Below are 11,609 nucleotides of genomic sequence, written 5' to 3' on the forward strand. Positions count from 1 at the left end.
ATTTGATAAGCCGTTCGGCGAGCCGCCCAAGCGGCGCGGCCGGAGATCCGTCTCCTCAAGGTCCGTTGAATAATTTATCATGATAAGTTAATCAAGGGAAATGTCGCCGGATCAGCCATCATCGGAGAATGAGAGAAAATGGCGAAAAGATTTGACGGTAAGGTCGCCCTGATAACCGGCGGCGGCAGCGGGATCGGGGCCGCCGCGGCGCAGCGCATCGCGGACGAAGGCGGCCGGGTCGTCTTGCTCGGACGGCGGCGCGAGTCACTGGCCGGGGTTGCAAGACAATGCGACGGCATTGCGATCGTCGGCGACACAACCAGCCCCGCCGACATCCAAAGCGCCGTCGATCAGGCATGCGCGAAGCTTGGCGGCATCGACATTCTGGTGGTCAGCGCGGGCACCGAACAATTCGGATCGGTGGAAAGCATTTCGCTGCCCGACTGGCATCGCGCGTTCGACGTCAATCTGGATGGCGCGATGCTGGCCGCCCGTGCCGTCATTCCGGCGATGCGCGCGCGCGGCGGTGGGGCGATCGTCCTGATATCATCGGTCGCGGCCCTCGCCGGGGCGCCGTCCTATGCCGCCTATTGTGCATCAAAGGCGGGGTTGCTGGGGCTTAGCCGGTCGATCGCATTCGACTATGGACCGGAAAATATCCGCTGCAACGCGATGTGCCCGGGCTGGACGCTGACCGAAATGGCGCAGCGCGAAATTCAGGACATGGCGCGGGAAAAGGGCATCGATCCCGCCCGGCTTCAGCAAGAGCTGACCCGCGCCTACCCCTTGCGACGCATGGCGCGGCCCGACGAGATGGCGGCGGTCGTCGCCTTCCTCGCATCCGATGATGCATCCTTCATCACGGGGACGGCGATCAGCGTCGATGGCGGCGGCGGCATCGTCGATGTCGGCACTCTGCCTTTCCTGTAACTGTCAGCAGCAGTTCAGCATTTCCGACGATTACAACTTCGTCTTCAAATACTGCTCCGCCAGGTCGCACGTCCGTTGGATTATCATCGGCCCCTGGGTTTGCGCCGTTTCCGTTTCATAGCGCGTTTGCGTCCAGCCCATATAGGTCGTGCCGCGCAGGAACAGGAAGAGCGGCAACAGCGCTTCATGCTCGGCGGGCAGCACGCGCTCCTGACGATAACCGCGCAGCAACGCTTGCGTCAGCTGCGCATAATCCTCCTGATGGTGCAGAAAGAACAGCGCGGTCGCCAGTTCGAACATATGCCAGCCAAAGCCGCAATCGTCGAAATCGATCAGATTGATCCGCTCGCCGTCGAACAGCAGATTTTCCGGCACGAAATCGGCGTGGATAAGGCCGTATCGATCGCCATCCATGCCAAAGGCCGCCAAGTCGTGCGCGGCGTGCTTCCGCGCTTCCTGCAATAGTGCAAGCTGCGCCCTTGTCAGCCCCGGCATTTCCCAGAAGCGCCCCCAAAAGGGTTCCGATCCGATCAACCCGTCCGCATCCCACGCATGACGCACCATCGTCCCCGCACTGGCGCATGCGTGCGAATGACCATGCACGCGGGCGGCAAGCGCCCCGACTTTCTCCATTGCCGCGATTGCATCCGCGCCAGTCAGGGACAGGCCATGGTCCGCCGACCCGATCGGCGTTCCGGGCAACCATTCGAGGAAATCGACCTGGCGCGGCTCTGGCACAGCGGGATGCGCCACCGCGACCAGCGCCTCGCCCGCATGGCTGAGCGCGGACAGGGGCGCACCCACGCCCGCATCGGCCAATGACCGCATCCAGGCCAGTTCCGATCGCAGCGCCTCTGGGCTATGGTATCCATATCGGTGGATGCGCACGGCAAAGCGGCGGCCATCGTCGCGGAACACGGAAAATACGGCATTCTCCCGATATTTGACGGGCGTCAGATCCGTGAAGCGTCCCGGCCATTGCGCCAGCGCCGCTTCCGCCAGCAGCTGAAGCGCGGCGATCTGTTCATCCGGCGTCCGGGCGTAAAAAGCGTCGTTCGATGCGGACATCAGCAGCCCATTTCTTCCAGTGTTTCATCAAGCGCCGCCAGTAGGATGTCCGCCTGTTCACGGGCGAACACCATCGACGGCCGCATCTTGAGGATGTTGTCGGATGGACCAATGCGGCTGAGCAGCACGCCCTTGTCCTTCATCGCATTGACGATCCGGCCCGCATGGGGCGAAGGCTGTTTCGTCGCGCGATCCGCCACCAGTTCAAGGCCGAAGAACATGCCGCGACAACGCACATTGCCGATGATCTCATGGCGCATCATCAACGCCTTCAAACGCTCTTCGACATAGGCGCCAACGGTGGCGGCGTTGGCGATCAGCCCTTCATTCTCTATGACGTCCAGCACTGCGGCGGCGGCGGCCGTCGCCACGGGGTTTCCGCCAAAAGTGTTGAAATAATTCGCGCTCCGGCCGAACTCGTCGATCACGTCATAGGTCGATATGACGCTGCCGATCGGGAATCCGTTACCCATCGGCTTGCCGGTGGTGATGATGTCTGGAATGATACCGTGATATTGATGAGCCCACATCGCGGCACCCGTTCGGCCAAAGCCTGATTGCACCTCGTCCGCGATGACCAGGCCACCGGCCGCACGCACCAATTCGACCAGGCCGGTAAGGTATCCGGGCACGAATTCGGGCAAGCCTTCATTGGCCAGGGAAGGATCGATCAGCAGGGCCGCCAGCTTGACGCCACTATCCTGCAACGAAGCGATCGCCCCGCGCGCCTCATCCAGATAATGACTCGCCAACTGCGCGTCGGATCGGCCCAAACGGTGGCGATAAGGGTCGGGCACCTGCACCAGCCGGGCGAAGTCCGGAAAGGGTTCAGGGACCGGAAAGGCAGTGCACAGGGATGCGAGCACTGCCGAATTGCCGTGATAATTGACGCTGCTGGCGATGATGCCCGTGCCGCCCGTCACATGCCGGGCGATGCGTAGCGCCAGCTCGTTCGACTCCGTCCCGGTACATGTGAAGAAGACGCCCGCATGATCATAATCCGTAGTGGCGGCCAGCCGTTCGGCGTAATCGACGACATTGTCGTGCAGATAGCGCGTGTTGATGTTGAGCGTCGCCAGTTGCCGCGACGCAGCCTCCACCACATGGGGATGGCAATGGCCGACATGCGGCACATTATTATAGACGTCCAGATATCGGCGCCCATCCGCGTCGAACACCCACGCTCCCTCGCCCCGGACCAGATGCAAAGGCTGGTCGTAGAAAAGCGGCGCGCCCGTCCCCAGCACCTGCCTGCGTCTTTGCAGGAGAGATTGGTCGTCATCATTCATGCAGGGCATCTCCCAATTCACTCATGATTTTATTTATCATGATAATTGATTGCCGTCCAGAGCGCCGCCGCACGGGCGGTTCAATCCTTGTCTGCGTCGGCCAGCTTGCGCTGCTGCGCCCGCCAGCGGGCGGGAGACAGGCCGGTTTCCGCGCGAAACGCCCGGCCGAAATGCGCCGGATCGCTAAAGCCCAGTGCAAAGGCGACATCTCCCGAATTAAGGGCGGTGTAATGGAGCAGCCGCTTTGCCTCCAAAAGGACCCGGCCCCGGATCACTTCAGACGCATTCCGGCCCGCCCCTTCCCGGCAGGCGCGATTGAGCAGATAGGGCGTCGTTCCCAGCAGCGCGACATAGGCATCGACCGTGCGGCACTCCCGAAATCTCTGTTCGAGCAGGCTGATGAAGCGGGAAAACAGCGTGGCGGCCTTCGGCGGGGCATGGCACGCCAGCCGGTCGGCCTCGAACAAGCGGGCGAGCATGACCATGATCAGTTGCACATGCGCGCTCACCACATTTTTCAGGCCCCAGGACGGAAACTGATGTTCTCGTTCCAGGTCCAGAAACGCCTCCCGTACGCGGCCAGTCAGTTCCGCGGGCATTTTCGAGATCAGCGGGTTCCGGGCAAGCGCGTCAACCGGCGCGGCATCGACATAGTCAAGGACGTCGGACAGGAAATCATGCGACAGGCTCAGCACGATGGCGTCGGCCGCCGCGTCCGCCCTGAAACCGTGGACCGCGTTCGCGGGTATCCATGTCAACGTGCCGGGCGACAGGTCATGCTCTGCGCCGTCGATAGTGAAACGGCCTTCACCCTGCAACCAATAGGAAAGCTGATGCAGGTGCGGATGGACGTGCGGCTCGACATTGCCATGGTGCAGCGTGCCGCGATCGCTGATTCTCTCGACATGGATAAAGCGCGGATCGAGATCGCGGATATGTTGTCCGTAGATGAAATAATAAGGGGGCATGGTGGACTGGGGCACCGCCGAAATCCTATTCGATTTTTGAGTAAATGGCCAAAGCTTTTCGCACGTCACTAACGCCGTGCTCCTTCTTAAATGCCATGTTGGGGCAAGGATTGAAGGAGAGACAGGATGTTCATTCGCGACGCATGGTATGTCGGCGCATGGAGCCACGAACTGGACGTGACGTCGATGATGTCGCGCAGGCTGCTCGGCGACAACATCCTGTTCTTCCGCACGACGGATGGCAAGGTGGCCGCCATTCGGGATCGATGCAGCCACCGCTTCGCTCCGCTGTCGATAGGGCGGCGGGAAGGCGACTGCGTGCGCTGCATGTATCATGGCCTGTTGTTCGACGCCGATGGAAAATGCATCGAGGAACCCGGCCGAAAGGGGGTCAGCCCCAACACCAATGTGCGCAGCTACCCGACGGTTGAACGGTACAAACAGGTATGGATATGGATGGGCGACCCGGCAAAGGCCGACCCCGACCTCATCCCCGACTGCCATTATCAGGACGATCCGGCCTGGGCGTCCATTCCGGCATATATTCATTACAAGGCCGATTATCGCCTGATCCTCGACAACCTCCTCGACTTTTCCCATCTGACCTATGTGCATGAAAATACGCTGGGCGGTTCAGCGACGATCGCCCATATCCGGCCCAAGATCGAGCGGGATGCCGACAAGGTGCGGCTGACCCGCTGGTATTTGGGGGAGCCGGGCATCGCCCCCTATCTTAAGGGCTTCAACACGTTCGAAGGTCCCGTCGATCGCTGGCATATTTATGAATTGCACATTCCGGGCAATGTGTTCCTGATGGATTCGGGCAGCGCCCCTGCAGGCAGCGGCGCCCCTGAAGGCCAGCGCGTCAGCGAGGCGATGCAGTTCCGCGCGACGCAGATCGTCACGCCCGAGGACGAACAGAATAGTCACTTTTTCTGGAGCTATGCCCATAATTTCAACATCGGCGACCGCGAATTCACGGCGAAACTTGCCGCTCGCATAGCGGAAGGCTTCGAAGAGGACCGGCTAATGATCGAGGCGCAACAGGGCGAGGTGAACCGCAGCGCCGGGGATCAGATGGCGTTCATCATCGCCGATAACGGCCTGGCGCTTGGCCGCCGCATCATTGAGGAAAGACTGGCCGCAGAGAAAGCCGGGGCCGACAATGGCGGCCCCCAGTGATTCCGCAGCTTCTCACCCCAACTGCGTCTCCAACTCGCCCAGCACCCGATAGCAGTCGAACACCTTCGCCACGCTGGAATTAGGCTCCCGCCCGTCCCGGATGGCGCTAACAAATTCCCGGTCCTGCAACTCGATCCCGTTCATCGACACGTCCACCTTCGACACGTCGATCGGCTCTTCCTTGCCGTTCACCAGATCATCATAGCGCGCGATATAGGTGCCCGTATCGCCGATATAGCGAAAGAACGTCCCCAGCGGCCCATCATTGTTGAAGCTCAGCGAAAGCGTACAGATCGCCCCGCTCTCGCTCTTCAACTGGATCGACATGTCCATCGCAATGCCGAGTTCAGGATGGATCGGCCCCTGCATCGCGTGCGCATCCACGATCCGCCCCGCCTGATAAGCGAACAGGTCCACCGTATGCGCCGCATGGTGCCACAGAAGGTGGTCGGTCCACGACCGCGGCTCGCCCTTCGCATTGATATTCTTGCGCCGGAAGAAATAGGTTTGCACGTCCATCTGCTGGACGTTGAACGCGCCCGCCTTGACCTGCTGATGCACCCATTGATGGCTCGGGTTGAACCGCCGCGTATGCCCAACCATGCAGGTCAGCCCCGTCTCCTGTTGCTTGGCCAGCACAGCCAGCGCATCGTCCCAACTATCGGCCAGCGGTATCTCCACCTGAACATGCTTGCCCGCATCCATGCAGGCGATCGCCTGTGCTGCATGCATCTGCGTCGGCGTGCAGAGGATCACCGCATCGACATCATCGCGCGCCAAAGTCTCGGCCAGATCGGTCGTCGCATGCCCGATCCCATATTTCGCCGCGATCGCCTGCGTCGGCTCCAGATTTCGCCCGACGAGCGAGGTGACGGTCACACCGTCGATATTTTTCAGGCCATCCAGATGCTTTTCACCAAAAGCCCCCGCACCGGCCAGCGCGATTTTCATACTCTAACTCCTCATCTTACTGGCCGCGCGCTCTGGCTATCGCTGCATCAGCGCGCGCATCACCGTCATGAATTGCTGATAAGTCTGCCCCACATTCGCGGCGGACTGAATGTATCCTGTGTTCTGCCGATCGATATCGACAACCGGCCAATCCGCCTGATGCAGCGCGGTCGCCGTCCGAAACTTACCAAAGGCATCGCGGAACCGGCGGCTATCATCATCGGACAGGTTCAGCTCCGCATCCGCCTGGCACAATCGGTTGATCTGTTCCTGCAACGCCCGCCGAGCCTGCAAATATTGCTTTTCCCAGCCCGGCTCCGCACCGGTGGCTAGCACCCCCAGCTGCTTATGCACCTGCTCCAGCCTAACCAATGCGTCCTCGATGTCGGCGCGCGCCATGATCCATCCCTTCGATTGTCGTTATGAATCGTCGGGTTTCAACACCAGATGCCCGACTGCGGTATTTGATGCAGGAACATGATAATGGCGATGCAGCGGCGTGACCTTCTTGCCCAGCGCACCGCGCATGATCAGCCACATCACCATCTCGATCCCCTCCGATCCAGTTTCGCGGAGATATTCGATATGCGGGATCGCGCGCAACTGCCCATTATCTTCGGCACTTAACAGGTCGAGGAAGCGATTGTCCCATTCGGCATTGATCAACCCCGCGCGCGGCCCCTGCAACTGGTGACTCATCCCGCCCGTGCCCCACACCTGCACGTTCAGATCCTCGGGGAAACTTTCCACCGCCCGCGCAATCGCCTCGCCCAGCATCCAGCAGCGATTGCCCGACGGCGGCGGATAAGTGACGACATTGACGGCCAGCGGCACGACCTTGCAAGGCCAAGCCTCCGGCTGCCCGAACATCAGGCTCATCGGCACGGTCAGCCCATGGTCGACATCCATCTCATTGATGATGGTCATGTCGAACTCATCCAGGATCAGGCTCTGCGCGATGTGCCAGGCAAGGTCGGCATGCCCCTCCACTTCGGGCACCGGCCGAGGCCCCCATCCCTCGTCGCAAATGCCGTAGCGATCCGCACAACCAATCGCAAAGGTCGGAATGATCTTCATGTCGAACGCCGACGCATGGTCATTATAGACCAAAATCACGACGTCCGGCTTTTCCTGCGCGATCCATTGGCGCGACCAGTCATAACCGGCAAACACAGGCGCCCAATAGGGTTCGCCGACTTTCCCATTGTCCATCGCGGCGCCGATCGCCGGCACATGGCTGGTCCCTACGCCAGCGGTAATGCGGGCCATCAACGTTTCTCCCTTATCGAACGCTGGCCCTCTGGTGATCGCCCTCCAGCGACCATCATGGCCTGATAGTCTTCCGTGCTCATGCCCGTCATCGTTCCCACCGCCTGCAAGAATGACATGCCGTCGGTCGAAAACACCTTCGCCAGGAAATAGATATTGCCACCCAGATCCAGGCAACGATTATAGTCGCGATCCAAAATCGCCTGCCGCTGATCTTCGGTCATCGGCCATTCGTTCAGATAGGCGCGCTCGTCCGCCTTCCACCGTTCACGATTATCGCCTTTCATCAGGCTCATCGCGAACTGGTTCATCCAATAACCCTGCCGCGCGCGCTTTCCGGTATAGACGCGCGTACCGGGTATATCGTCGAACTCGGCCAGATATTCATGGATATCAACGCTCATCGGCGGTTCTCCAGACAAAGAAAAATCCATCTCCCGTCCCGTCCTTCCACAGCAAGGACGGGAGATGGAGCCACCCCCCACAGGGATAAATGGGGGGTGCGGAAGCTCACAGGCCGCGCGCCTTCAACTGCGCGTCCAGACGGGGGAAGACACGACGGGCATTGCCCTCGAATATCGCGTGCCGTTCCGCATCGCTGATATCCAGCGCATCGACATAGCGCTTGGTATCATCGAAATAATGACCAGTCGTCGGATCGATCCCGCGCACTGCGCCGACCATTTCCGATCCGAACAGGATATTCTTATTGTCGATCACATCGGCCAGCAGATCGACGCCCGGCTGATGATAGACGCATGTATCGAAAAAGATGTTGTTCATCAGATGCGTGTCGAGGCTCGGCTTCTTCAGCATGTCCGCCAGCCCGCGATACCGCCCCCAATGATAGGGCACCGCCCCGCCGCCATGCGGAATGATGAAGCGCAATGTCGGGAAATCCGCGAACAGGTCGCCCTCCAGCAACTGCATGAAGGCGATCGTGTCCGCCGCGATATAATAGCCGCCGGTCGCATGCATCGCCGGGTTGCAGCTGCCCGACACATGGATCATCGCCGGGACGTCCAGCTCGACCATTTTCTCGTAAAAGGGATACCAGTAACGATCCGTCAGCGGCGGATGCTGAAAATGCCCGCCGCCGGGGTCAGGATTGAGGTTGCACCCGATAAAGCCCAACTCCGTCACGCACCGTTCCAGCTCGGATATGCTGTTGCCCATGTCGGCCTGGGGCGACTGCGGCAACATGCACACGCCAGCGAAAGTCTCGGGATACAGCCCCACCACCCGCGCGATCAGGTCATTGCACCGCATCGCCCATTCCCGGGCGACCTCCGCATCCCCAACATGCGGCGCCATCGCCGAAGCACGCGGGGAAAAGATCGTCAGATCCGCGCCCCGCTCCTTGATAAGGCGCAACTGGTTGGACTCGATCGTGTCGCGAATTTCATCGTCGCTGATGTCCGGATAAGGCGGCGCAGCAACGCCCGCCTTGAACGCCGCCTTCTGCTCTTCCCGCCAGGCATCATGCCCCTTGGGGAGCACGGTATAATGGCCATGGCAGTCGATAATCAGGCTCATCGCGTTTCTTGTTCCTCAATTCAGGCGCGGTACTAGCCGCCGCCCCACAACCATCTCGTCACCCCGGGCTCGACCCGGGGTCCCGCTTCTTCATCCCTGCACGCCAAACAGCGGGACCCCGGATCAAGTCCGGGGTGACGAAGGAGGAAAGCACCCTCGCCCAACTCCTGTCATCCCAGCGACCCGAAGGGCTGCGCTAGCCAACGCTGGGATGACGAAACTCCCTCAAGCCGCAACTGCACTCCCATCTCGGGCCAAACCATCACCCCCCGCAGCCTCACCCCGCGCCAAAACCACCCCAACCTTCCCGCTCAACCCATCCGGCACATCCGCCACGCCCAGCGCCCCGATCGCCCGCTGCCGCGCCACCGTCCCCCGCGTCATCGCAGCCCCGGTGCCCAGCGCCTCCAGCGTCTTCACCACCTCTTCCATCTCGGCAGCACGGCGCAGCCCATGAACCAGCATCCGCTCCAGATTATAGTCCGCCCGCTCGCCCCAAGGCCGCGCCTTCTCGCTCGCATCCAGCGACGCCAGCACTTCGTCGCGCACGCCAGCCGCCTCCGCCGCCAGCACGCATTCCGCCGTCAGCGCCTCCAACCCCTTGACCATCACCGACCGGATCATCTTGATCGCGGAGGCACGGCCCACCGCGTCACCGACAACGCGCACATTGGTAAAGCCCAACACCTGCAACCGCGCCGCGGCTTCTTCCGCCGCACCGCCGCTCAACAGCAACGGGACGGACAGCGCCGCCGGACGAACCGGCGCCATGACGGCCACGTCGACATATCGCCCGCCCGCCGCCTCGATCTTCCGCGCGGCCTCCTGCTTCGTCTGCGGCGCCACGCTGTTCATGTCGCAATAAATGGTGCCGGGCGCGATGCACTCCGCCGCAGCTTCGGCAACCGCCAATGCCTGATCCGCCGTCACCAGCGAGATCACCAATGCTACGCCGGAAAGCGCATCTTCCAGAAAGCGCGCGCCCAGCACATGGGCGTCCGCATAGCTGGCGATCATCGCGTCCCGCGCCGCCGCATCTTCAGTCTTGCTATCGAATACATGCGCCCGCGCGGCCCAACCCCCTGCCAATGCAAAGGTAGAACCCGCCTCGCCAAACCCGATCAGACCGACTTCCTGCTCCATGCGCCAAGGGATGGCCCATCCCTATCGGCCCTGCCAATCGAATCCCCGGCATCCTCATAAGTTTTTACGAACTTATGCCTTCAATCTCCTGATCGATCGCTGCCATGAAACTTTGTTGCAAGCGGGTTGGCCGCCAATCCGTTCTGGTGGTTAGCCCGATCATGCGGCTGATCGCGCCGGGCGCGGGGCCGATGTCAATCACCATCCCGGCGTTCAGCTCCAGCGCCAGTTGATCGACCGACAGCATCGTCAGATAATCGCCATTCACCAGCAGTTCGCGGATCGTCATCACCGATCCGCATTCGATCGGCACGGCAGGCAATTCGCCGCCCAGCGCCTCCACCATCTCCCGCCATAACTGCCGCAACGGCGTCCCTTCCGGTGGCAATATCCAGGGGAAACGCCGCAGAGCATCCGCGTCCCATCCTCCGGCCAGCGGATGCCCGGCCCGCGCCATGATCGTCGGCCGATCCTCGAACAGGGGCTTTTGCAACAGGTCCTGCCCGACCGACGCATCACGCAGCGCGCCGATCATCATGTCCACCTCGCCATCGCGCAGCGGGCCGACCAGCTCGGCATGCGATCCTTCATGGACGCTGATATGCACCTGCGGGAACTCGCGCCGAAACCGGCTGATCACGCGGGGCAGCAGCCTTGCGCGCGACAGTGGCATTGCGCCCACCACGACGCGCCCGCTCTCCTGCCCTTTCAGCGCCTCGATCTCTTCCAGCCCCGATCGCAATTCCGCCAGTGCCAGCCGCAATCGCCGCGCCAGCGCCGCCCCGGCATTCGTCAACGCGACGCCCCGGCCACGCCGCTCCGCCAGCCTGTATCCCATCGCGAGGCCAAGGTCGCCCACCGCCCGGTGCAGCGACGGCTCCGTCACGCCCGCCTCGGCCGCCGCCGCCGCATAGCTCCCCGCCCGCGCCAGCGCGACGAAAGCCCGTATCTGCGCCGCCGTCGCCCGATTGCTGCCAATCAGCCGCAACGCCGCTTCCAGTCGCGGCGCAAGCCTCACCGCCGCTTCCGTCGGCGTCATCCCGCCCGGATGCCGCTCAAACAGCGGCAGGCCCAGCTGCGCCTCCAGCTTGGCAATCCCCTGCGTCACCGCAGGCTGCGTCAAATTCACCGCCCGCGCCGCCAGGCTGACGGTCCCCTGCGCGACCACGGCGGCGACGGCAGACAGGTGCCGGATATTGAACTGATCAGGTGCCATCACGAACACTTAGCAAAAACTAATAACAATGACACAGTTCAAACTTGTTCAACCCGT

12 protein-coding genes are annotated in these 11,609 nt (G+C 61.8%); 2 read left to right on the forward strand and 10 right to left on the reverse strand.

Features of this window, described 5'->3' with window-relative positions; genetic code table 11:
- Window positions 1-138: 138 nt before the first annotated feature.
- Window positions 139-930 carry an SDR family NAD(P)-dependent oxidoreductase gene (locus IZV00_RS16890; protein ID WP_196226788.1) on the forward strand — a complete coding sequence of 264 codons (792 nt, stop codon included), beginning with the start codon at window positions 139-141 and terminating at the stop codon, window positions 928-930.
- 30 nt (window positions 931-960) lie between these two features.
- On the opposite strand, the gene IZV00_RS16895 is transcribed toward IZV00_RS16890, so the two are convergent.
- The 3 genes from IZV00_RS16895 to IZV00_RS16905 all read right to left on the reverse strand — a co-directional run bounded on the left by IZV00_RS16895 (window position 961) and on the right by IZV00_RS16905 (window position 4,270).
- Window positions 961-1,998 carry a phosphotransferase enzyme family protein gene (locus tag IZV00_RS16895; protein ID WP_196226789.1) on the reverse strand — a complete coding sequence of 346 codons (1,038 nt, stop codon included), beginning with the start codon at window positions 1,996-1,998 and terminating at the stop codon, window positions 961-963.
- Entirely contained in the window at window positions 1,998-3,287 is a 1,290-nt protein-coding gene (locus IZV00_RS16900) for an aspartate aminotransferase family protein (RefSeq protein ID WP_196226790.1), read from the reverse strand. The genes IZV00_RS16895 and IZV00_RS16900 overlap by 1 nt, the downstream gene beginning before the upstream one ends.
- Window positions 3,288-3,367: 80 nt before the next feature.
- Window positions 3,368-4,270: a helix-turn-helix domain-containing protein gene (locus IZV00_RS16905; RefSeq protein ID WP_196226791.1), complete on the reverse strand. Its 903-nt coding sequence runs from the start codon at window positions 4,268-4,270 to the stop codon at window positions 3,368-3,370.
- A gap of 111 nt (window positions 4,271-4,381) precedes the next feature.
- Here IZV00_RS16905 and IZV00_RS16910 point away from each other — a divergent pair, with 111 nt between their 5' ends.
- Window positions 4,382-5,437 (forward strand): aromatic ring-hydroxylating dioxygenase subunit alpha, encoded by a 1,056-nt coding sequence (locus IZV00_RS16910; protein WP_196226792.1) that lies wholly within the window; start codon window positions 4,382-4,384, stop codon window positions 5,435-5,437.
- A gap of 12 nt (window positions 5,438-5,449) precedes the next feature.
- On the opposite strand, the gene IZV00_RS16915 is transcribed toward IZV00_RS16910, so the two are convergent.
- The 7 genes from IZV00_RS16915 to IZV00_RS16945 form a co-directional block, all read right to left on the reverse strand.
- Complete coding sequence (locus IZV00_RS16915; protein ID WP_196226793.1) at window positions 5,450-6,388, reverse strand: Gfo/Idh/MocA family oxidoreductase; 939 nt, start codon at window positions 6,386-6,388, stop codon at window positions 5,450-5,452.
- 36 nt (window positions 6,389-6,424) lie between these two features.
- Window positions 6,425-6,787, reverse strand: coding sequence for a hypothetical protein (locus IZV00_RS16920; protein ID WP_196226794.1), 363 nt, complete (start codon window positions 6,785-6,787; stop codon window positions 6,425-6,427).
- 21 nt (window positions 6,788-6,808) lie between these two features.
- Window positions 6,809-7,657 (reverse strand): class III extradiol dioxygenase subunit beta, encoded by an 849-nt coding sequence (locus tag IZV00_RS16925; RefSeq protein ID WP_196226795.1) that lies wholly within the window; start codon window positions 7,655-7,657, stop codon window positions 6,809-6,811.
- On the reverse strand, window positions 7,657-8,061 hold the full coding sequence (ligA, locus tag IZV00_RS16930) for a protocatechuate 4,5-dioxygenase subunit alpha (protein ID WP_196226796.1): 405 nt from the start codon (window positions 8,059-8,061) through the stop codon (window positions 7,657-7,659). The genes IZV00_RS16925 and ligA overlap by 1 nt, the downstream gene beginning before the upstream one ends.
- Window positions 8,062-8,167: 106 nt before the next feature.
- Window positions 8,168-9,193, reverse strand: coding sequence for an amidohydrolase family protein (locus IZV00_RS16935; protein WP_196226797.1), 1,026 nt, complete (start codon window positions 9,191-9,193; stop codon window positions 8,168-8,170).
- Window positions 9,194-9,418: 225 nt separating this feature from the next.
- Window positions 9,419-10,336 carry an NAD(P)-dependent oxidoreductase gene (locus IZV00_RS16940; protein ID WP_196226798.1) on the reverse strand — a complete coding sequence of 306 codons (918 nt, stop codon included), beginning with the start codon at window positions 10,334-10,336 and terminating at the stop codon, window positions 9,419-9,421.
- Between the two features lie 64 nt (window positions 10,337-10,400).
- Complete coding sequence (locus IZV00_RS16945; RefSeq protein ID WP_196227492.1) at window positions 10,401-11,552, reverse strand: LysR substrate-binding domain-containing protein; 1,152 nt, start codon at window positions 11,550-11,552, stop codon at window positions 10,401-10,403.
- Window positions 11,553-11,609: the final 57 nt, after the last annotated feature.

Origin of the sequence: Sphingobium sp. Cam5-1 (assembly GCF_015693305.1) — a bacterium.
In the GTDB taxonomy this organism is placed as follows: Bacteria; Pseudomonadota; Alphaproteobacteria; order Sphingomonadales; family Sphingomonadaceae; genus Sphingobium.

Coding starts and splice junctions, on each gene's coding strand:
- IZV00_RS16900 (WP_196226790.1), bottom strand. CDS start 3,287: ATGAATGATGACGACCAATCTCTCCTGCAAAGACGCAGGCAGGTGCTG.
- IZV00_RS16940 (WP_196226798.1), bottom strand. CDS start 10,336: ATGGAGCAGGAAGTCGGTCTGATCGGGTTTGGCGAGGCGGGTTCTACC.
- IZV00_RS16925 (WP_196226795.1), bottom strand. CDS start 7,657: ATGGCCCGCATTACCGCTGGCGTAGGGACCAGCCATGTGCCGGCGATC.
- IZV00_RS16920 (WP_196226794.1), bottom strand. CDS start 6,787: ATGGCGCGCGCCGACATCGAGGACGCATTGGTTAGGCTGGAGCAGGTG.
- IZV00_RS16945 (WP_196227492.1), bottom strand. CDS start 11,552: ATGGCACCTGATCAGTTCAATATCCGGCACCTGTCTGCCGTCGCCGCC.
- IZV00_RS16935 (WP_196226797.1), bottom strand. CDS start 9,193: ATGAGCCTGATTATCGACTGCCATGGCCATTATACCGTGCTCCCCAAG.
- ligA (WP_196226796.1), bottom strand. CDS start 8,061: ATGAGCGTTGATATCCATGAATATCTGGCCGAGTTCGACGATATACCC.
- IZV00_RS16890 (WP_196226788.1), top strand. CDS start 139: ATGGCGAAAAGATTTGACGGTAAGGTCGCCCTGATAACCGGCGGCGGC.
- IZV00_RS16910 (WP_196226792.1), top strand. CDS start 4,382: ATGTTCATTCGCGACGCATGGTATGTCGGCGCATGGAGCCACGAACTG.
- IZV00_RS16895 (WP_196226789.1), bottom strand. CDS start 1,998: ATGTCCGCATCGAACGACGCTTTTTACGCCCGGACGCCGGATGAACAG.
- IZV00_RS16915 (WP_196226793.1), bottom strand. CDS start 6,388: ATGAAAATCGCGCTGGCCGGTGCGGGGGCTTTTGGTGAAAAGCATCTG.